At 45.8% G+C, this 19,335-nt stretch carries 19 protein-coding genes; 9 read left to right on the forward strand and 10 right to left on the reverse strand.

Annotated elements, in window-relative coordinates:
• Window positions 1-34: 34 nt before the first annotated feature.
• The 4 genes from QUA83_RS21125 to QUA83_RS21140 form a co-directional block, all read right to left on the reverse strand.
• Complete coding sequence (locus QUA83_RS21125) at window positions 35-997, reverse strand: AAA family ATPase (RefSeq protein ID WP_333295607.1); 963 nt, start codon at window positions 995-997, stop codon at window positions 35-37.
• Window positions 998-1,213: 216 nt separating this feature from the next.
• The gene (locus QUA83_RS21130; protein ID WP_333295609.1) at window positions 1,214-1,672 is read right to left on the reverse strand and encodes a divergent PAP2 family protein; all 459 of its coding nucleotides are present in this window, start codon (window positions 1,670-1,672) and stop codon (window positions 1,214-1,216) included.
• A gap of 14 nt (window positions 1,673-1,686) precedes the next feature.
• Window positions 1,687-2,613 (reverse strand): geranylgeranyl diphosphate synthase CrtE, encoded by a 927-nt coding sequence (gene crtE / locus QUA83_RS21135; RefSeq protein ID WP_333295610.1) that lies wholly within the window; start codon window positions 2,611-2,613, stop codon window positions 1,687-1,689.
• Between the two features lie 197 nt (window positions 2,614-2,810).
• Window positions 2,811-3,692 (reverse strand): LysR family transcriptional regulator, encoded by an 882-nt coding sequence (locus QUA83_RS21140; protein ID WP_333295611.1) that lies wholly within the window; start codon window positions 3,690-3,692, stop codon window positions 2,811-2,813.
• A gap of 110 nt (window positions 3,693-3,802) precedes the next feature.
• On the opposite strand from QUA83_RS21140, the gene QUA83_RS21145 reads away from it, so the two are divergent.
• The 3 genes from QUA83_RS21145 to QUA83_RS21155 all read left to right on the forward strand — a co-directional run bounded on the left by QUA83_RS21145 (window position 3,803) and on the right by QUA83_RS21155 (window position 5,913).
• Window positions 3,803-4,291, forward strand: coding sequence for a GNAT family N-acetyltransferase (locus QUA83_RS21145; protein ID WP_333295612.1), 489 nt, complete (start codon window positions 3,803-3,805; stop codon window positions 4,289-4,291).
• 266 nt (window positions 4,292-4,557) lie between these two features.
• Window positions 4,558-5,328 (forward strand): methyltransferase domain-containing protein, encoded by a 771-nt coding sequence (locus tag QUA83_RS21150; protein WP_333295613.1) that lies wholly within the window; start codon window positions 4,558-4,560, stop codon window positions 5,326-5,328.
• Between the two features lie 450 nt (window positions 5,329-5,778).
• Window positions 5,779-5,913 (forward strand): hypothetical protein, encoded by a 135-nt coding sequence (locus QUA83_RS21155; RefSeq protein WP_333295614.1) that lies wholly within the window; start codon window positions 5,779-5,781, stop codon window positions 5,911-5,913.
• A gap of 270 nt (window positions 5,914-6,183) precedes the next feature.
• Here QUA83_RS21155 and QUA83_RS21160 read toward each other — a convergent pair whose 3' ends face one another.
• A complete protein-coding gene (locus tag QUA83_RS21160) occupies window positions 6,184-7,218 on the reverse strand; it encodes a histidine kinase (RefSeq protein ID WP_333295615.1) in 1,035 nt (344 codons plus the stop codon).
• 536 nt (window positions 7,219-7,754) lie between these two features.
• Window positions 7,755-9,155, reverse strand: a complete 1,401-nt coding sequence (locus QUA83_RS21165; RefSeq protein ID WP_333295616.1) for an S-layer homology domain-containing protein — start codon at window positions 9,153-9,155, stop codon at window positions 7,755-7,757.
• A 69-nt stretch (window positions 9,156-9,224) separates the two neighbouring features.
• On the opposite strand from QUA83_RS21165, the gene QUA83_RS21170 reads away from it, so the two are divergent.
• The 3 genes from QUA83_RS21170 to QUA83_RS21180 all read left to right on the forward strand — a co-directional run bounded on the left by QUA83_RS21170 (window position 9,225) and on the right by QUA83_RS21180 (window position 12,344).
• Window positions 9,225-9,779 carry a hypothetical protein gene (locus QUA83_RS21170; RefSeq protein ID WP_333295617.1) on the forward strand — a complete coding sequence of 185 codons (555 nt, stop codon included), beginning with the start codon at window positions 9,225-9,227 and terminating at the stop codon, window positions 9,777-9,779.
• A 472-nt stretch (window positions 9,780-10,251) separates the two neighbouring features.
• Window positions 10,252-10,734: a BON domain-containing protein gene (locus QUA83_RS21175; protein WP_333295618.1), complete on the forward strand. Its 483-nt coding sequence runs from the start codon at window positions 10,252-10,254 to the stop codon at window positions 10,732-10,734.
• Between the two features lie 398 nt (window positions 10,735-11,132).
• Window positions 11,133-12,344 (forward strand): histidine kinase, encoded by a 1,212-nt coding sequence (locus QUA83_RS21180; protein WP_333295619.1) that lies wholly within the window; start codon window positions 11,133-11,135, stop codon window positions 12,342-12,344.
• A gap of 956 nt (window positions 12,345-13,300) precedes the next feature.
• Here the strand turns inward: QUA83_RS21180 and QUA83_RS21185 are convergent.
• Complete coding sequence (locus tag QUA83_RS21185; protein ID WP_333295620.1) at window positions 13,301-13,441, reverse strand: hypothetical protein; 141 nt, start codon at window positions 13,439-13,441, stop codon at window positions 13,301-13,303.
• Window positions 13,442-13,824: 383 nt separating this feature from the next.
• Here QUA83_RS21185 and QUA83_RS21190 point away from each other — a divergent pair, with 383 nt between their 5' ends.
• A complete protein-coding gene (locus tag QUA83_RS21190; protein ID WP_333295621.1) occupies window positions 13,825-14,886 on the forward strand; it encodes a pentapeptide repeat-containing protein in 1,062 nt (353 codons plus the stop codon).
• A 222-nt stretch (window positions 14,887-15,108) separates the two neighbouring features.
• Here the strand turns inward: QUA83_RS21190 and QUA83_RS21195 are convergent, their stop codons facing one another.
• A complete protein-coding gene (locus QUA83_RS21195; RefSeq protein ID WP_333295622.1) occupies window positions 15,109-15,351 on the reverse strand; it encodes a hypothetical protein in 243 nt (80 codons plus the stop codon).
• 406 nt (window positions 15,352-15,757) lie between these two features.
• On the opposite strand from QUA83_RS21195, the gene speD reads away from it, so the two are divergent.
• Window positions 15,758-16,180 carry an adenosylmethionine decarboxylase gene (gene speD, locus QUA83_RS21200; protein ID WP_006633984.1) on the forward strand — a complete coding sequence of 141 codons (423 nt, stop codon included), beginning with the start codon at window positions 15,758-15,760 and terminating at the stop codon, window positions 16,178-16,180.
• Window positions 16,181-16,264: 84 nt separating this feature from the next.
• On the opposite strand, the gene QUA83_RS21205 is transcribed toward speD, so the two are convergent.
• Window positions 16,265-16,861 carry a hypothetical protein gene (locus QUA83_RS21205; protein ID WP_333295623.1) on the reverse strand — a complete coding sequence of 199 codons (597 nt, stop codon included), beginning with the start codon at window positions 16,859-16,861 and terminating at the stop codon, window positions 16,265-16,267.
• Window positions 16,862-17,006: 145 nt separating this feature from the next.
• On the opposite strand from QUA83_RS21205, the gene queF reads away from it, so the two are divergent.
• Window positions 17,007-17,426: a preQ(1) synthase gene (gene queF / locus QUA83_RS21210; protein WP_333052412.1), complete on the forward strand. Its 420-nt coding sequence runs from the start codon at window positions 17,007-17,009 to the stop codon at window positions 17,424-17,426.
• 487 nt (window positions 17,427-17,913) lie between these two features.
• On the opposite strand, the gene QUA83_RS21215 is transcribed toward queF, so the two are convergent.
• On the reverse strand, window positions 17,914-19,293 hold the full coding sequence (locus QUA83_RS21215) for a cytochrome c biogenesis protein (protein WP_333295624.1): 1,380 nt from the start codon (window positions 19,291-19,293) through the stop codon (window positions 17,914-17,916).
• Between the last annotated feature and the right edge of the window lie 42 nt (window positions 19,294-19,335).

The raw sequence follows: 19,335 nt of genomic DNA on the forward strand, positions 1-19,335 counted from the left end.
CTATCCTTGCTCTTCGCTGTGCTTATCTCAATGGTCAACTTTCAATTTGATGTATTTGCCAAACTGAGATGCACCCCATTACAAAATGTCCAACCTCCGATAAGGATAGATAGTTATCTGGCTCGTCCCAGAAGCAAAAAAGGGGGCCATAAAATTTGTTGGCAGCCAAGACAACAGCGCAAAGAAAAAAGCATTTCTCCCCGTCAGATAAGTCATTAAATTCAATACTCAGATTGGCATTATTTGCTTCAAACCGAACAATCATGTTTTTCGAGTCTTTGCCGATTAGTTCATTCAGAAAATCCTGAATGTCAGGCATCACTTCTCGGAGATATTTATCAACCTGTGTGTAGGCGGCAGGATAGCGACTCAGTAACCCAGAAACCCATTCCCCAAAGTTTGAACCATCTCGCTTTGGTTCCAAAGTTTCACCGTTTGAGTCTCCAGTCATTAAGCTGGGAATCGGGGCTAAAATGATCGTGCGAGCCAGCCAAGTCTTGAAAATATGAAGCGGATCAGTCTCAGATTGCTCCTGAATTACGGGCAGGGCAACAAGATGCCAATCTACCCGAAACTGAGCTTCACGATTTGGGGATGTGGTGTGAAGAGTGACTTGGGCTTCTTTTCGAGAGTAAATTGGATCTCCTGCAACTAGCAGTTCCTCTTCAAAAACTCGAAGCTCTCTAAATTTTTCTGGTAAATCTAAGGCAAGGACATATTTGTATAATTTATCTTCGAGTAATACTTCTATTTCAAACCGGATCGGAACATCAGACCTTCCACGAGCGAAATCTTTCGAGCTAATAAGGTTAAGTTTTTCCAGGTCGCGCATTCTATTGATGCCTCGACAAATCTTCTGAAGGACTTCTAATGCAGAGGCAGTAGTTGATTTACCTGCACCATTTTTTCCAATCAAAAGAGCAGATGGCATCCCCTTTATGGGCAGTTCAAAGTTTTCTAGGCATCTGAAGTTGTGTACATATAGTCTTTGGAGCATAGCAAAACAATTGCAACGAGTGGGAAGTTAAAAAACTTTTTGAACTTTTTGATCTGCTTAATTAGGGAATAGGCATTGCCATAAACTTCCCAAAAGTTCGGGTGCTTTTCTGAGCTAGAGACGCATGAGTTGCCGAACAATTAATCCCCGCCGCCAACTTTTACCTCCTACTCGTCAAAAAACACCACTGCCCCAAATTTACTCCCTACTTAAAACTTAATATGCAGGCCCTGCGATCCAAGCAATAGTGATTCCCAGCCCCAAACCTACAAGCACTTGAAAAGGAGTGTGTCCCAGCAACTCTTTGAGGCGAGCCTCATTAAGGTTGTGATCTTCCTCAAAAAACTCGTCAATAATTTGGTTGAGGATGCGAGCTTGCTTGCCTGCAGCTTGGCGAACGCCTGCTGCGTCGTACATCACAATAATTGCAAAGATCGCAGCGATCGCAAAGTCCGGACTTTCCCATCCCATCGTTTGTCCGACTCCAGCAGCCAAAGCGCCCACAAAAGACGAGTGAGCACTGGGCATTCCCCCCGTTGTTACCAAATACTGAAGATTAAACTTGCGATTTTTGACCAACTCGACTGGCAGCTTCATGATCTGAGCCGCCAGACAAGCGAGCAAAGCAACCACGAGTACATGATTGTTTAAAATGCCGCTGCAAATTTCCTGCATAGTGTTTAGTATTTCTAGTTACTGCGGCTGGTAATAAAATCGGCGATCGCCAGCAGCGGTAGAGCTTTGCTCCCAAACACTGCCAATTGAGCCTTAGCATCAGCAACAAGCTGCGAAGCTTGGCGCCGAGACTCCTCAATTCCCCACAAACTCGGATAAGTGACTTTTCCTGCTTGAACATCTTTGCCAGCAGTTTTGCCCAGTTCTTCTTGGGTAGCAGTAATATCCAGAATGTCGTCAATGATCTGGAAAGCCAACCCAATATTTTGAGCGAAACGAGACAGCCGCTGCAAATCGGCAGCCGAGGCCCCAGCCAGAATTGCCCCACAAACTACGCAAGCCTCTAACAGCGCCCCTGTTTTGTGAGCGTGAATGTAATTCAAAGTTTCCAGAGAAACATCTGTCTTTCCTTCCGATTCCAAATCAACCACTTGACCGCCTACCAATCCAGGAGCACCCGATGCCCGCGCTAAATGGGCGATCGTCTGCAACACCTGTTGGGGGGGTACGTTCTCAGTTTTAGTGGCGATAAATTCAAAAGCATAGGTCAACAAACCATCGCCAGCCAAAATGGCGATATCCTCGCCGTAGACTTTGTGATTCGTCAGTTTGCCGCGCCGATAGTCGTCATTGTCCATTGCCGGCAAATCGTCGTGAATCAGCGACATCGTGTGGATCATTTCCAAAGCGCAAGCTGTCGGAATTGCCATAGATGTAGTGCCGCCGGCCAGTTCGCAGCTAGCGAGACACAGGATCGGACGCAGGCGCTTGCCCCCCGCTAGCAGCGAGTAGCGCATTGCTTCGTAGATTTTCTCTGGGTAGATGACCGGCAGTGCACTGTCGAGAGCTACCTCGATCGCCTCTTTTCGCTTGACTAGATAAGTAGATAAATCGAAAGAGGATTCCGGTTGGGACGAACCCATTTCTGTTGCCAATACCATCCCTTGCTCTCTTGTACTTAATATTTATATGGGATATTGTGAGCCGTTCAGGTCGCATCGTGCCGACTTTTACGGCAGTAGTTGCTCGAACTCCGAGCATCAATTAATCATTCTACGGGTGTTGTTGCACAGAAAATCTTTGAGTTTTGATAAGTTTGTCAAATTACCAGTCAATCTAAAATTTAGAATCTCAAATCTCAAATCCGCTGCTGCAGTCGGGCAACTTCCAAAAACCGCTGCACCGCCGCCGTTGGATCGCTGCGCCAAATTAGAGCGATCGCCACAATGCAGGTTGATTCTGGCAAAGATTTGTAAACAACCCCGCTGCGCTGGAAATTTTGCATCGACTCAGGGACGATCGCCACTCCCATCTCGGCGGCTACCAGACTGACAATGGTTTGCATTTGAATTGCTTCTTGAGCCGCGATCGGGCTAAAACCTGCTTGTTGACAAAGACTGACGATCGCATCGTACAACCCCGGAGCCTGGGAACGGGGAAATAGGATGAACGGTTCCGTGGAAAGTTCACGTAATTCCACCTTCGCGCGATCGGCCGCCGGATGCGTTTCTGGCAATGCAACAATCAGCGGTTCTCGAAAAATGATTTCAGAATTTATCCCATCTTCCTCAACCGGAGGGCGCACGAAGCCGATATCAATTTGCCCGAACCGCAGCCGCTGCAACTGTTCATGTGTCGTCAGTTCGTGCAGTTCGAGCAAGACGGCGGGATACTGAGTGCGAAAGGCCTGCAAAATCGCTGGAACCACGTTGTGTGCAGCGGAACTCACAAAGCCGATCGTCAGTTGGCCGAGTTCGCCCCGACTGGTTTGTCGGCCGAGTTGAATTGCTCGATCGACTTGCTGCAGAATTTTCCCGGCTTCCTCGAAAAAAACCTGTCCCGCTGCCGTTAAATGCACCGTCCGCTTGGTGCGACGAAACAGTTGAAACCCCAACTCTGCCTCCAAATGCTGGATTTGTTGGCTCAGCGGAGGTTGGGCAATATGCAGTTTTTCGGCTGCACGAGTGAAATTCAGTTCCTCTGCAACTGCAATGAAATAACGCAAATGCCGAAGTTCCATAGCTCCCCAATCATTGATATTTTAAAAGTATAAGTGGTTAGTTAAACATATATTGGACATTTATGATGGCATTTAATACAGTAATTAATAGGCGAATTGAGAACTAAATAATGGCTAATTTGGATATTAAAATTAGAGAAGCAGATCGGGCAGATTTGGAATCAATTGTGGATTTTATTTCGCAAAAAAGCGATTTCGATGGCTCTAAAAAGCTGTTGACAGCAACAGCCGATAAATTGCAGCAAACGTTGTTTTGCCCGCCTCCGCTAGCGCGGGTTTTGTTGGCGGAAGTTAGGGAAAAAGCGGTAGGATTTGCTATGTTTCATTCCTCCTATTCAAGTTTATTGGCGCAGCCGTGTCTTTGGCTTGATGATTTATTTGTGCAAGCTCCTATGCGCGGAATGGGAGTCGGGACAGCGCTGTTAAAGTATTTGGCACAAATTGCTGAGTCCACAAATTGCGGGCGGATTGAATGGACTGTTAATACTGCCAATGCGCGGGGAATTGCTTTTTATGAAAAGCAGGGAGCGCGGATTTTGGAAAATATTAGAGTTTGCCGAATCGATGGAAGTGCGATCGCCCAACTCGCTAACAAATAACCCTCTTAAGTCACTCTGGAAAAATAAAAATAAGAGCCAAATTTTTAACTGTAGATAGAGCTAGCATTTGAGCGTTTATTTTCTAACAGAATGGCTGAAATCAAGATTTTTGGTAAAAGTCTTATGCTATAAGCCTTCCAGATTATTTTTTGCCTAAAGTGACAGAAGAGGGATAATTTGATTGGTTTTGTGAAGAAGGTTTTTTTGTTAACCGAAGAGAACACAGAGAAGACAGAGAAAGAGAAGACAGATTTAGGGTAGTTATCATGGCACAAAATTCTTGGAATACCGCTCTTTATGAGGAAAATCATGCTTTTGTTTGGCAGTACGGTGAATCGCTTTTGGAGTTACTAGATCCGAAGGCTGGTGAACAAATTCTGGATTTGGGCTGCGGTACGGGGCAGTTAACTGAAAAGATTGCTCAAAGTGGTGCTTTTGTGCAAGGTATTGATTCCTCTTTGTCGATGATTTCCACGGCAAAAGTTAACTATCCTCACATTAACTTCGCTGCCGCAGATGCGAGGAGTTTTATAGGAGAAGAGCCGTTAGATGCTGTGTTTTCTAATGCGGTTTTGCACTGGATTAAACAGCCGGATGCTGTGATTAATTGTGTGGAAAAAGCGCTGAAGCCGGGAGGGCGTTTTGTGGCTGAGTTTGGCGGTAAGAGGAATGTGGAGGCGATCGTCCGCGCACTTTTGAGTGTTTTGTCAGAAATTGGCGCAGAGGAGCCTGAAGCGCTTAATCCTTGGTATTTTCCGAGTATTGGCGAGTATGCTGGGCTTTTGGAAAAACAGGGATTTGATGTGGGTTATGCGGTTTTGTTCGATCGCCCGACTCCCCTAGAAGGTGGCAGCGCGGGTATGGTAAATTGGATTGAGATGTTTGCTGGTGGGTTTTTGTCGGGGTTGTCTGATGATGTGCGATCGCACGTAATTAACGCAGTTGAAGAGCGTTTGCGATCGGCGCTGTACCGCGATGGTAATTGGATTGCAGATTATCGCCGAATTCGCGTTGTTGCTATCAAAAATTCCTATTGACAAATATCAGCTTTCAAATCGGGGATATTTGTGGCCTTCATGCACTCAGTATCCCCATGACGCCGCACGTTAGTCCCAGCAGTTATTTTCTTTTCTTATTGTAACTGCGCTTTTGTGTAGAGTCCCCTCAATTCTCCCCTGCCAAAAATTTACCACTCAAGCTTTTCGGATGTTGAATTTTACAGTCTTATTGTTACGAGTAAGCCCGCCCAATAAAAAATAAGCTGTGGCGGGCTTTAAATTGTAGGTCAAAAAATCAAAATCTTGTGGGGAGTAGGGGTTGGGCGTCCCGCCCGCCCTGAATATACAATTTAAATGTCCGACAGCTTATTGTTGGCATGATACTTAGCCTCAACCAAAATATACTCCTCCTTAACAAATAATAATCTAAGTTAGCGCTTCCATAGAAAGCCGGAAGCAAAAACGAACTAACACTTAAGGTGACAGCAAATGCTACAAAAGTTACGCTCAAAGCGTTTAGCCCTTCTCGCTAGTGCCACCAATTTCCCGCAGAAAGGCGCGCCGCTAGCCATTTGTAAATTTGGTGATAGCCAAAAACTCGATCGGGCAAATGTGCGATCGTAAATTCATCATTTGTATCCGCTCAATAATCCGGGGTAAATTGCTCAACGATGCACCTTGAATGACGCAAAATCGTTCTTGAGTGGGTAGTCGGCCCCGAATTAGTGAGCCGATACCATTTATTTACCTGGATTTTTTTCTGGGAACCTACTGAGAGGTATATACAGCGAGCGGGATGCTCGCACTCCTTCCTGTAAAAACAAAATTTACTCAACAAACACCGCAACAACTCGGTTTCTTGGATAAACCGGGTTGCTAAACACAGATATTGGTTTAAATCTGTTCTTCCCCTGGATTAAAACGCTGAATTCCTTGATTTTCCTCTGCGCTGACAATAGCATTTTTGGGAATATTGAGGATGCCTGTAAATAAATCTTGGCTTACTTTCAAAGCTTGTTCTTTATTTTTGTATTCGGCAAGTTCGCGCTGTAAATTGTCAATATTCTGTTGAAAACGAGCGGCTTGTTTGAGCATTTCTTGTTCTGAAAAGTCCAGCAATTCCATCAGATTTGCAACTTGATATTCCAGTAATTGGCTTTCGTAAATATTGTTATTTGTAACAAAGTTTTTAGGATTTTCTGAATAGTCAAAAACACTTTGTTTTTCGGGCATGGATAATGCGGTTTTGACACTAAGTGCCAAATCTTTAAACATCTCGGCCGTGCTTTGGGGAATTTTAACTTTCAGGAACATCACTACCGCAAACAAACTTCCTGACGGTAGAAGTCCCCCAAATGCCAAGACAGACTTGACTTGGTAGGGGATAATTAATGAATTTTGCTCAGGAATAAAGGGGCTGCCTTTTGCCTCTGATACGTGAAAAATATTTAATACTGCGGGTTCTAATTGCAGAAATCTTTCTCGCTCAATTCCGAGGAATGTAGGAATGTCTAAACCGAACTGCCGGATTATTTCTGCAATCGCTGGCATTTGAGCCACTAATTTTGTGCTAACTAATGGAATAGCTGTATTTTCTGCTGCTGTGTGTCGAGAATTCCACTGCGGTTCTCTGCCTGCGGCTGCTAGCAGAGTCCAACATTTCATGTCGGCGGCGGGGGAATTGCCCTTCATCAAGCGGCGGGCAGATTGTTGCAATGAGTCTTCTAATTCCCCGTAGGGATGAGTTTTGAACAAACGCACTAAGGCACAGGAATTTTCTCCAGTTTGCGAATTGCAAAAATGTCTGTAAATATAGTTAACAATCTTCTGGCTGCTGGCTTCCATACTAGCAGTATTTCTACCGAACTGGCGCAGGACTAAGCTGCATTTCGCCATGTCTTGCGGGGTAAATAAGGTAATATCGTACATTAAAAAATGCTCTCCAAGAGCTCAAACACTGTTTTTCATTTATCGTTAAGGCCGCTACGGCATCCGGAATCCTACTGAGAGTTTTAAAAACAGTGTTGGTTGAAATATCTATAAAATTTGCCCCCCAATGCAGCGGTTGTATGGCAGGATACAGAAATTAAGATTAAAGCAAAAAAAATCTATCCCCTAGGGTAGGCCACAAGGACAGAAAAGCCGATGTATAATTTAGCAAACGGTTTTTTACCATAACTCCCCCAGAAGAAAAGAAACGGGCTTTTTCACCAGATATGCCTCGTATTTTACTGAGCATTTTCCTAGATAAAAGTCGGTTTCTGGGTCAGCCATATTCACACAAATCCTAGAAACTCAAGCTGCAATTTTTGTGGCGGCCGATCGCACGCCGATCAATCAAAAAATGGTACAATTTCGTCAGTCTTGGACGCAGAAACCGGGTTTGGTTACAGAGAAAAAACCCGGTTTCTTGGGTATTGGTAAGTAGATGCTGTGTCCAAAACTTTTAACCACCCCAAACAACTCTACTCAGTAGGTTGAGACTTTGCTTCCAGGGCATCTTTAGCAGACAATCCCTGATCTTGAACGCCAAAATACCACAAACTAGCAGCAGCTTCGGCGCGAGTCACGGATTTCTTCGGCTGAAACAGAGTAGTAAAACCAAAAACGCGGCGAATATTCGCCAAATCTCCATTGTTAAAATCAGCTAAAACTGCCCGCGACGCCTGGGAATCAATCTTAGAAGCATCTTGAAAACCCCACTTTTCTTTCACTCCGTCAATGTTAGCTGTCGGCAAAACTTGACGACTATCTAAAGGCACTTTCCAGAGAATCATTGTTTCGCGAGTTAAAGGTGCATCCGGGCGAAATTTCACATCTTTAGTTTCTCCCGAAAGCGAACTCGGAATTACACCGGCTTCTGCTAAACCTTGAATTGCGGAAAAATCCGGGTCTGTTTTGGGTACGTCAGGAAAGGCTGGTTCGCTAGAGTCTACTGCTAATCTAATTTGTTTGGCTTGACGGCTAGCATAAATCTGATTGTTAGCTGCTACTAACCAGCGGGCGTATTCGCGGCGGGTGATAATTTTGTTGGGTTTGGGCAAACTGCTGGCAGTTTCTAAATTAGCACTTTCGGTCGTTCGCACTTTTAGCACTTCCAACTGACTTAAATCAGCCACATACTGCCGCAACTGTTGAGGAATTTGGGTGTCTAGTTGGCTAACTTTTGCTGATTTTGGCGAGGCAGATGGCGTGGAAGTAGTTCCCTCTGAATTAGATGGAGTTGGTGAAGCGGTTGGAGATACGCTAGACTCCGAATTATTAGGTTGGGGACTGGCGGCAATTTCTGGGCTTTCTTTGGTGTAGTCGATCGCAAATTCTGTAGAACCCCCTACTTTCTGAGTAGGAGAAAGCGACACAGTTACCCGTAAATTATCTCGCGTTGCTACCAAAGAACCTTGTCCCTCGGCGGTAGGGCGGCTGACTATTTCCCAGTTGCGACGCCCGAACTCGGTGGAGTAATAGTTCTGAACCGAATTAACAGGATCTGGGCTTTCCCAGCGCAGTCGCACATTTTTTTGGGACGGATCGGTTTGCCCACCAACTTCGATTAACTCCGCATTAGGATAGAGTGGAATCTCTGTCGGGAAATCGGGAGGAAGTTTGGCGGTAGAGTTTGTCTCAATTGCTGTCGCTGGTGGCGGGGAAGAGAAAACCACTGGATTTTGTTTTAATTTCGGATCGGCGGCTAAAGATTCTTCGAGTGCCTTGCTGTTGGGGCTGTTTGCACAACCTGTGACAGCAGCCAGTAGACACACAGCCAGCCAAGTATTTACAGCAGGGAGTATATTGGTTTTATTGGTTTTAGTAATTTTAGAGCGTCCTTGAGAGTTGCCTCGCCGTTGAGTAAATATAATATTCAGCATAAATCGCCCCTTTGCAGATATATTTCTAGGCTAGCGCAGATCGATCGGGCATATATAATTTTTACCCAAATGAAATTTCTGTATATACTTCTAGTTACTGCTACATTACTTTCATACCCTGTCAAGTTTGCCCGTCCCGCTGCATCTCAACCAGCCCCGCTGCGGACAGCCATTCAGACGCCAGAGTGGCAGCCATTTTGCTCAGCGATGGGTCAGTTTGCGATCGATATGCCGGCCAATCCCAAAATTAATTCCGAAACTTTTTCAAATCAAATTATTGCTCATACATACCGATCAAACTTAAAAAACAAAGAAACTTATTTGCTTCAATACTTTGACCTAGATTTTCGGTTAAGTAACAATAATATCAATAATATCAGAATTACTTTAAATAATGCCGTTGATTTATTTGTAGTGGGGGCGAATGCTAAATTGTTGCAAGTGCGGGATATTTCCCTCGGAGGCTATCCGGGAAAAGAGTTTGAGTTTCAGCCACTTTCCCCCACGGAACCTGTAGGTGTGGGCCAAGTTTTTTTGGTGGAAACGCGCGTTTACGGGCTGGTTGCCACTACCCCAGAACCAGAAAATGCTCAAAAATTTCTCGACTCTTTTCGTTTGTTTTGAAGCCGGAGGTTCGGCAACGAGCAGTGTATGGGATTAACGGATTTAATGGATGGATGTTGAGGGAAGAAGTCCCAAGTTCGAGGAACGAGGGAAAATTTAGTTGGGAGTGGCATGGAATTTATTAATAAAGCTTACCCTTTTAAACTTGGTTTATAGGAAAATATTGGGTTTGGCAACGAAAAATGGTTCCATCTACCGGGTTTCTGAGGAATAATGCGGTCAGAACTCATTAAGTTAAATGTGACTTAATACCTTATTTTGTTTTTTGTACTCTATCTAACGGCATAGATAAATTTTACACCCGTGGAGCGATGTAGATACTTCCTCAAGTTTATATATTTGATATAAGGATTTTTAAATCGCAGAAAGCACAAGTAAAGATGCTCTCTTGCTCCATCTGGCTCCCCTCTGGCTCAACGAAGTTAAGGAAGTCAGGCTCATCGAAAGCTTACCCGGAGGGTATTAACCTATTATGAACAAACTAACACCCATTCTCCTCAGCGGCATCCTATTATTTGGAGCTGGTGCTTGCAGCGAGGGGGCTAAAACTAGCGCTGATTCTCCTAATTCTACCACAGAAAATACCACCAGCCCCCCCCCAGCGGACACAGTTCAAAAAACTCAGGGTGACGCTACTAGCCAGATTCGACAAAACCAAGCAAATTCTGATATCAGGGCCAGAGAACAGCGCAACAATGTGACGGGTGGCGATGCCATAAGAGCTGATGGCGATCTCCAAAGTGAAGTGCGCTCCAAGTTAGAAGTAAACATCACTAAAGGTCAGCTAACTGTTGACGCAAAAGATGGTCTTGTCACCGTAGGTGGCACAGTTCCCAATCAAACTGATTTAGCTAAAATTGAGCCACTAGCTAAAGAGATTAAGGGTGTTAAAGATGTCAATGTTACGGCTGTTGTCGCCCCCGCTGCACCCGCATCGCCTAGCAGCAATCAATAAATTAGCAGTAAGAAGCCCGAGGGAAAGAAGGGAGAAGGATGTAGTTATCTAGGAGAGAAGTCTGAGGGAAGAGGATAAAGTTGCGCCTTGTAAAATTGCTTGCGGAGCGGATTGCAACGCTTAGGTGACTCTCTAGGGAGAGCGGGGTTTTAGGTGAAAGAGTTTAAATGAAATTTTTAATTCACTCACTCAAAACTCCCCCAATACCTGCAACTTACCCTTCCCAATTTCCGATTTTTCAGCCCGGATAATTAGTGAAAAACCAACCTGAAGATAGAGCGGGAAGTTATTCCCACCGACCGATGAAAATTGTTGGGAAAAAATGACTAAATGTGATTAATGGCAGAGCATAAATTCTGTGGTTGTGTAAAAGTAGTATATTTTCAAGGAGAAAAAAAATGGCTTTAGGTCAACACAAGCGAGCTGTAGGAGCATTTTCTAATTACCGAGATACGGAACTAGCCCTGATGGAACTGCAAAGTACCGGGTTTCCGATGAATAAAGTTTCGGTAGTTGGGGAAAAGCTAGATAACAACGAAATTGCTGGTGCTACCGCTGGTAAGGGTACCGACGACAAAGTGGGCGGCGGCGCCAAAGCAGGCGCGACAGCGGGAGTCGTGACGGGCGGTTTGATTGGGTTGCTCGGAAGCATTGGGGCGCTGGCGATTCCGGGAGTTGGCCCGGTGATGGCGGGGGGTGCGATCGCAACTCTGCTGGCAGATACTGTAGTCGGAGGCGCGATTGGGGCAGCAGCAGGCGGTTTAGTCGGCGGTTTGGTCGGTTTGGGAGTTCCCGAAGCAAAAGCTAAAGTGTATAACGATCGCGTCTCCCGCGGAGAATATTTGGTATTCGTAGAAGGAACAGATGCCGAACTTGCCACAGCCGAAGGAATTATGAGCGTGCGGGGCATTCAGGATTGGGGCATTTACGATGTGCCGGCAGACACCGGCCGCAGAGCTTCGGGTCGCCAGAAGCGCGCCGTGGGAGTATTTTCAACCCGCCGCGAGACGGAACACGCACTGGGAGAACTGAGAACTGCAGGTTTCGACATGAATCGGGTTTCGGTCATCGCTAAGGATGCTGACTCGAAAGGCGACATCGCAGGCATTGACGTGCACGACAGCACGGACAACAAGGCCGATGAAGGGGCGACAAAAGGCGCCCTCACAGGTGGCACTTTGGGCGGTTTGACAGGCTTGTTGGTAGGTCTGGGCCTAGTGGCAATTCCGGGTATCGGGCCGATTATGCTGGCAGGAGCCTCAGCTACGGCGATCGCCACTACACTCGCCGGTACAGCTTTGGGTGCAGCAGCAGGCGGCTTGATCGGAGCTTTAGTGGGTATGGGAATTCCCGAAGAGGAAGCTAAAGTATACAACGATCGCGTGGCAAGAGGAGATTACTTGGTACTGGTTGACGGTAGCGAAGCAGAAGTCGCTCAAGCCGAAAGCATTCTGAGTCGCGGAGGTATTCAACATTGGAACACCTACGACTATAATCCCAGCGTCGATACTGCTCGGGCTGATTACGGCGCTCCAGGCACTCCAGGGGTTGATACTACGCCTGGTATTTACGATCCCAATCAGGGCCTTACCGGCAACCGTCGGGTTTAATAATTAAGACTTTGTTTGGGTATTGTTTCTACTTCCTGCAGGGTAGTCGCCCTCGCGCACTCGGATTGTAGAAAGTGATCCAACCAACACCGGCGAGCTAGCGGTTTTACGCTTCGTCGGTAAAATTATCTCAAAAGTCGGCTTTTTCTCTGAAAGCCGGCTTTTGTTTTGTTCTGGAAACTTAAAAACGCCCCCTGTCAAATGTTTAATTTTGATTAGGGGCCGGGTCCGTGAGCTGGGCTTTGCGCCGGAGGATCGATCGGTTCCCTGAAATTTTACAGCAGAAATCCGCAGCGGTTTTTTAGTCTGTAACACTCACTACTGCTCGATTTTAAACCCCGTAGTATTATCAAATTTCATGACATAAATTACCACAGATATTGCCCAGTTAGTCAAAGACCGACTATCTTTAATTATGGGTAGCTAATTTGAGCAACTTATACAGGTAAAGTAGCCAGTCCCGCGCGCCGAGTATGGCCTGCAGTGGTCGGCAACTATTAGAATAATATTGTCGTCGCCTTCCCGCAAGACTTAGGCTGGTCATTGCTTGGCTGTAGCAGCCCAATTGCTGTTGGCAAGACCTGCGGCATGAATACAGTTTTTCTGGGAATGTCTCAGGGAAGCATTTGAGAAGCCCAGGAACAGCTTTTATGTCCGGGAGCGCGTCTGGTGTCGAGTGTTCTGTAAATTAGAACCGCAAGCGCTCATGGATCGAGAAAACATTAACAGCAAGCACAGCAGCGCGGGCATACGGGAACGACTCGCGATCCATTTTTTCGCGCCATCTCAGGCTCAGCACAGCGTATTGCTTGCTGAGCCGGTGACTCGCTCAGCACTCCGAGGGAAACAGCCTTCCTGTTGGTTTTCACTGGCACGGAGCACAGTGGGGGGAGGTGACACTAGCTGAGCTGGCCTGGCGCTGCCGTCCGGGTTCCTCGAAGGTAGAAAGCACTTATTTAGAAGGCATTAGGGGTTGAAGCTCCGATATCTTCTTTCTTGATTGCAGTCATAAATTCGATCGCCTGTACTGGCAACTTTTCGGGTGAGAAGGCGGCGCGGATGCCACCAGCACCCCAATATTCGATCGACCTTGACAAGATCGATCGACAACTTCTCGGTATTTTGGTAAAGAGTTAGCAGGTAATATTTAGTGGTTAGCAGTTAGTATAAATCCCACTAACCATTAACAACTAATATCAACCGCCAACTAATTACTAGCAAAATAATACTTACAGGACTTACAGGCGGCGAGAAACTCGGTTTTTTCAACTTCCGCGCTAGCCAACCTCCGATTATACCAGAACCCTGTTTATTTTCGTAATTTATAACTAGGTGAGCAGGGTGATGGTAGGACTCAAGCAGTTTTGACAATTGTTAATGTTGCAGTATTAGTTTAAAAAACTGACTGGCAAACACGATAGTACAAACTTTCACACAACATAGAACATCGAGAAATTAAGGAAACTCACTCAATTTTTTTATGAATTTCACTGAACTTTTAAGTGCCGATGAACTTTTAATTAGACATAGAAACGGGGAACGAGATTTTCGAGGGGCTAACCTCATTGCAGCTCAATTGAGTGAAGCTAATCTCAGTCGAACAAATTTGAGCAGCGCTAATTTGAAAGGTGCTAACTTAATTAGAAGCAAACTGATTGGAACTAATTTAAACGCCGCCGACTTGAGCGGGGCTAATTTGTGTAAGGCAAAATTAATTGAAGCTAACCTGGGGAGTTCTAGTTTAACTGGAACTGTGGCGATCTCCGCAGATTTTAGCGGGGCCAATCTCAGCGGAGCAATATTGTCTCAGGCTGACTTGAGCAAAGCTGTGATGACGGGAGCGAGTTTAGTAGGAGCTTGTTTGCTAAGCGGCTCGAAACTAACTGAGGTTAATTTGAGCGGGGCGACGCTGAGCCGAGCAATTATGAGCGGGGTTGACTTAAGCAGAGCAAATCTGACGAGAGCGATTCTCAGCGAGGTAGATTTGACCGGGGCCAACCTGAGCGGAGCAACTTTAACTCGGGCTCATCTCAATCGCGGCAATCTCAGCGGCGTCAATTTAGTTGGGGCTTCTTTGAGCGAAGCAAGTCTGCGGGAAGCTTCTATTTGCGCTGCTAATTTGAGCGGTGCTGACTTGAGCGGTGCTGACTTGCAATCGGCCAATCTAAATGGCTCTAATTTGAGCGGTGCCGACTTGCAGGGAGCTAATTTGAGTAAAGCTAATTTAAATGGTTTGATTCTGCACAATGCTGATTTGAGGGCTGCGAATTTGAACAAAGCTTCTTTGCGGGGAGCTAACTTGAGCGGTGCAAATTTGGCAGGTGCTAGCTTGCTGGAAGCGGATTTGCGGGGGGCAAATTTGAGTCACGCCAATTTGTCGGGAGCGGGTTTGCTGCTAAGTTCTCTGACAGGGGCAAATTTGACAGGAACTAATTTGTCGGAGGCTAATTTGATTGGGGCCAGCTTGAATGTTGATAATTTGAATGAAGCAGCTTTGGGCGGGGCGATTTTGCCGAATGGAGCTACTCACAGCCGGGATTGATAAGTTGATTAAGAGAAAATAGTTTTGAGTTTTAAGTTAAATAATCTTTAATTTAAAACTCAAAAATTTTGACAATAAAGAATTCAGCAGTCAGAAATCAGTTATTGGTTGTGCAGGGTGGGTTTATAGAGATTGTGGGCGATCGACAATCTATTGACAATTTATTAAAATTCGGACTCAGCGATGCAGTCTCAGAGGTAATTTCAGCACTGCTTTGACTAACTAATTCGCTGGGACAGGTTTTGCAACATGATGTTGAAACCCAGCAGCAAGAGCTTGTTTCTGATTAAAGTCTCCAGCATAGGCAGTCAGGGCGATCGCCGTGCAGTTCCACAATTTGAGGCGCGATCGCCAGCCCCAATCCCAAACCCCCAAATTTACGAGCATAGCCGTCCATCTGTGGCATTTCGATATCATATCAATTCCGCCGCTGCCAGAACGATCGAGCTTTGCTTTTTTAGCCACCAAGGAAAACAAGAGATCGCTTTAATCAAAGAAGGTTGTTTGATCGGAACAAGGCAGCGCTGAAATAATACGAATTCGATTAGTAGCCTGTGCCTGTGAGACAGTTTGAGGGAGCATCTCATATTTGTAAAAACACTTGTTCTGGCTCCTTCGTTCTTCCTCCTGACTCCTTCTTTCTGACTCTTTCCTCTTGGCTCCTGTCTCCTGACTCCCAACTCCAATTTCTAGCTAGGCTGCAAAAGTTGAGATCCTCCCCAGTTTGGTTCCAGCATACCGTCAGCGGTTGGTGATGCGTACTTCTCTTAATCTTCATCTTTCTTTGTGAAAAATACTTGCAAAATTTTTGACATCGTGCTAACGTTAAAAGGTTTGAGACTTAAAATCAATAGAGGTAAAACCCCGCAGAATGAAACAATTGGGAACCCATCTGGTCGCTGATGCTTGGCAGTCTCCTGGAGACCTGCTCAACGATCCTGAACGTATCCGCCGCGCTATTCTCGATGCGATCGAAGCCGGAGGAGCTACTCTCATCGATTTGTGCGTACACCAGTTTAGTCCTCACGGAGTGACAGCTACTGCTACTTTGGCAGAGTCTCATATAGCAATCCATACTTGGCCTGAACACGGTTATTTTGCTGCAGACTTATTTTTCTGCGGAGCCGGCGACCCTCACCGAGCCATGAAGGTGCTACAGACAGCTTTGGAAGCTAAACAGGTAAAACTCACTGAGTTCACGCGCGGTTTCGAGCCAGGGGTGGGAATCGTAGGTTCTGCTTGTGAAGAGCAGTATGCCCCTCGTTCAGTAGAAACGAGTGCCGCCAGAGGATGATGGCCAATTAGCGTAACTTTGAACATTTTATGCTAGGTTTTGTTTAAAATCCCACGGCTTGAGCCGTGGGATTCTTGTTGGAATTTACTTTTTCATTAATAAAGGGCGAACAACTAAATAACCTGCGCCGAAAGCTGCAATCACAATCAGAAAAATCGCGATCGCCAACCACAATCCACTTAAGTCTGAGGTTTTTTTGAGTTGAGATCGCACACGGTAAGGAGTTTCCGGCACCTCTGTAAATAATTTTTCGGGAAGTGGCTGCGGCATTGAGGCGGATGTTGGCTCCGGTTCCGGTAGTGGGAAAGGGAAAGCCACTGTCTGAGGTGGTTGAGGTATGGCAGAGTTAGTCTGCGAGGTTACAGGTGGTGGGGGCGGAGGTTCAACGCTGAAATTGAATTTGACTGACGGCATTTGAGGCATCCCTGTCTGGGTGATGCTCTGAGCCGAGTTGACTACTTGCTGTAACTGTTGGGATACTTGAACTACTGTTTCTACTTCTCGCCGCAGTTGTTGATTTTGTTGGACTAATTGCTGATTGTGGGTTTTGAGGGAGTCCACCATCGCTTGGGCGGCTTGCAGCTCTGCCGTGACTTCTCGATAGAGGGAAATTGGTACTGAGGGAGAGTAACTATTTGAGTTTTCAGGGGAAGTATTGTCAGATAAGGTAGTATTTTGCATAATTGTAGATGGCGAGGGTGAACTTGTTTTAGTTTAGCCTGAGAGTATTTGCAATTAGATCGATCGCAACACAATTCGTCAAGATATTTGTTACAGATATTGAACGTAAAATTAATTTAATGTTACAAGTTTTTAGTCGATCGCTATGAACAACTCCGCACCGGAACAAACTATGTCGCAAAAGTCAAGCACCGAAGAAATGAAATACGGCGAACGCCAGATTTTGGAAGGGGAGTTAATTACTTTCCCGAATCCGCGAGTCGGGCGGCGCTACTCGATTAACATTACGTTGCCGGAGTTTACTTGCAAGTGTCCGTTTTCTGGCTATCCCGATTTTGCGACAATTCACGTTACTTACGTGCCAGACGAGCGGGTGGTAGAGTTAAAGGCGCTGAAACTGTACGTTAACAGTTATCGCGATCGCTACATTTCTCACGAAGAATCGATCAATCAAATTTTAGACGATTTTGTGGCGGCTTGCGCGCCACTAGAAGCGACGATTAAGGGCGATTTTTCCCCACGAGGGAACGTCCACACCGTGATTGAGGTGCGGCACCAGAAGTAGGGCGGGTATTAAGCTGGTGTGTCATTGAGATTTAATTGTGGGGTGGCGTCGAAGCGCACCCCACAATAGTTTTAAGAAATATGATTGTTAATAAAATTAGTAAGTAATGGTAGGGTGCGTCAGGGCAGCCCTCTCAAGGTAGTCAAAAAGTCGTTCAAACGCTGAAACTATCTTAGTTTGTAGGGTGTACACTGACCATCGGTTGAGTTTGTCGCCCACCGGAGAGTACCGATTGACGGACGTTTCAGCGTTTGGATTTTGAAACCAAAACTCCGTAGAGTAATTTTTATTACTTGAAATTTGAAAAATCAGAACGTGAAATAGTGGTTTTCTGCTTTTTCTAAGCTTCACATTAACCACCTGGACATATCTGGCAAGGCGCACCATACAAACTCAACTAATCTTGTTGATATTTATCGTTAGTGTAAGGTGCGCCTAGCGCACCCTACGGTTAGCTTTGACTTGCAACAAAAGTAGGGGCGATTCCCTACGGGATAGCTTCGCTTAACGCACTTTTTTCCTCTGCTGTTTTCGATTCTGCCAACTTGTCCAAAATCTCCACAACTTCTCTTTCAAAACTCACCTGAGCGCGATTTGTGCGCCCGCCGACGTATAGTTTGCCGTTCTTTTCCAAAGCCCAAATCTGCGAGTGAGACAGATAGCTCATCAGCACACTGAGCATCAGCAACCCGAAGCCAGTATAAACGATAGGAATGCCCGGATCGGCTTTAATTTGCAATCCCGTACTGCCTACAACTTCGTCAATTGTCAGCATAACTCCGTTAACTTCTACCGCCGTGCCTGCGCGAACTGTAGTTAACAATTTGCCATCCGTACCGTACACTAACATCGTTCCTTGCAAGTCTTTTGCTAGCAGAGAAACTCCCGCACTCAAATCTGGTTTTGTGGGAATCCAAGCACCCCAAATCCGGCCTTTACCTTGGGTGTCTAACTGAGCCATTGGCAATTGTAAAACCGGGCTTTTGTTGAGGCGAACTCGCACGGCGGCTATTGCCCAATCTGCTTGATAAAATGTGACTCCCCGGTATCTGAGGGGCTCGTTAACGTGAATGGTTTTGCGATCGACCTCTTGGCCTGTTTTGTCCAAAACTGACAGGTCAGAGTAAAATTGGTCGATTCCGCCTTCGGGAGTATAATCAATCCAGAACCGATTAACTCGCATCGACCAATCCTTCGGTATTTGCGGCCCCGCCCAAGGCCCCGCATCCAAGATATTCTGCACCTGAAATGTTTCGCCGCTGGGAACAATTTCTTGACCTAGAAATCCCGTCATTGCGCCCCATATCGACCCAGCTAAAATAATTAGCATACTGGCGTGAACAATAATCGGGCCGATTTTGCCAATTATTCCCTTGCGCGCATAAACTTTTTCGCCTTCTCGAAATATGCGGTAGTTTTTTTGCTGCAAAAGTGGTTCTAACGAACTTAAAGCAACTGTTTCTAATTCCGCACTGAGAGCTAATTTTTCAAACTGCTTTGGTTCTTCATAAAATTTCCAGCGACGGGCGGCTTTTAATGCGGGAAATTGTCGGGTAAATGTACAAGCTGTTAAGCTGCTGCCGAACAAAATTAAGATTGACAAAAACCACCAAGTGCGGTATACGTGGTCGAGTCCTGCAATTAGCACCACTTTCCAAGTTAGGAAGCCGAACAAAGCGGGGTGTTCTGGATAGTTAGATTGGTAAAACGGTACTGATTGGCCTTGTTCGATGACAGTGCCGGAAATGCTGAAAAATGCGATCGTCAGCAGCAAGATAATTGCCAGCCGCAAATCTGCTAGCACCGGCAAGATTTCTCGCTTGAAAAACTTTTGAGGGGCAGTCGCCCAGTTTGATTCTGATGTCATCGGTTATTGGTTATTTGTTATTGGTTACTGGTTATTAGTTAT

It is taken from the genome of Microcoleus sp. K1-B1, assembly GCF_036704705.1.
Taxonomy (GTDB): Bacteria; Cyanobacteriota; Cyanobacteriia; order Cyanobacteriales; family Microcoleaceae; genus Microcoleus.

What these genes read in the sequence shown, in the direction of transcription:
- QUA83_RS21125 (WP_333295607.1), bottom strand. Translation starts at nt 997, where the DNA reads ATGCTCCAAAGACTATATGTACACAACTTCAGATGCCTAGAAAACTTT.
- QUA83_RS21130 (WP_333295609.1), bottom strand. Translation starts at nt 1,672, where the DNA reads ATGCAGGAAATTTGCAGCGGCATTTTAAACAATCATGTACTCGTGGTT.
- crtE (WP_333295610.1), bottom strand. Translation starts at nt 2,613, where the DNA reads ATGGTATTGGCAACAGAAATGGGTTCGTCCCAACCGGAATCCTCTTTC.
- QUA83_RS21140 (WP_333295611.1), bottom strand. Translation starts at nt 3,692, where the DNA reads ATGGAACTTCGGCATTTGCGTTATTTCATTGCAGTTGCAGAGGAACTG.
- QUA83_RS21145 (WP_333295612.1), top strand. Translation starts at nt 3,803, where the DNA reads ATGGCTAATTTGGATATTAAAATTAGAGAAGCAGATCGGGCAGATTTG.
- QUA83_RS21150 (WP_333295613.1), top strand. Translation starts at nt 4,558, where the DNA reads ATGGCACAAAATTCTTGGAATACCGCTCTTTATGAGGAAAATCATGCT.
- QUA83_RS21155 (WP_333295614.1), top strand. Translation starts at nt 5,779, where the DNA reads ATGCTACAAAAGTTACGCTCAAAGCGTTTAGCCCTTCTCGCTAGTGCC.
- QUA83_RS21160 (WP_333295615.1), bottom strand. Translation starts at nt 7,218, where the DNA reads ATGTACGATATTACCTTATTTACCCCGCAAGACATGGCGAAATGCAGC.
- QUA83_RS21165 (WP_333295616.1), bottom strand. Translation starts at nt 9,155, where the DNA reads ATGCTGAATATTATATTTACTCAACGGCGAGGCAACTCTCAAGGACGC.
- QUA83_RS21170 (WP_333295617.1), top strand. Translation starts at nt 9,225, where the DNA reads ATGAAATTTCTGTATATACTTCTAGTTACTGCTACATTACTTTCATAC.
- QUA83_RS21175 (WP_333295618.1), top strand. Translation starts at nt 10,252, where the DNA reads ATGAACAAACTAACACCCATTCTCCTCAGCGGCATCCTATTATTTGGA.
- QUA83_RS21180 (WP_333295619.1), top strand. Translation starts at nt 11,133, where the DNA reads ATGGCTTTAGGTCAACACAAGCGAGCTGTAGGAGCATTTTCTAATTAC.
- QUA83_RS21190 (WP_333295621.1), top strand. Translation starts at nt 13,825, where the DNA reads ATGAATTTCACTGAACTTTTAAGTGCCGATGAACTTTTAATTAGACAT.
- speD (WP_006633984.1), top strand. Translation starts at nt 15,758, where the DNA reads ATGAAACAATTGGGAACCCATCTGGTCGCTGATGCTTGGCAGTCTCCT.
- QUA83_RS21205 (WP_333295623.1), bottom strand. Translation starts at nt 16,861, where the DNA reads ATGCAAAATACTACCTTATCTGACAATACTTCCCCTGAAAACTCAAAT.
- queF (WP_333052412.1), top strand. Translation starts at nt 17,007, where the DNA reads ATGAACAACTCCGCACCGGAACAAACTATGTCGCAAAAGTCAAGCACC.
- QUA83_RS21215 (WP_333295624.1), bottom strand. Translation starts at nt 19,293, where the DNA reads ATGACATCAGAATCAAACTGGGCGACTGCCCCTCAAAAGTTTTTCAAG.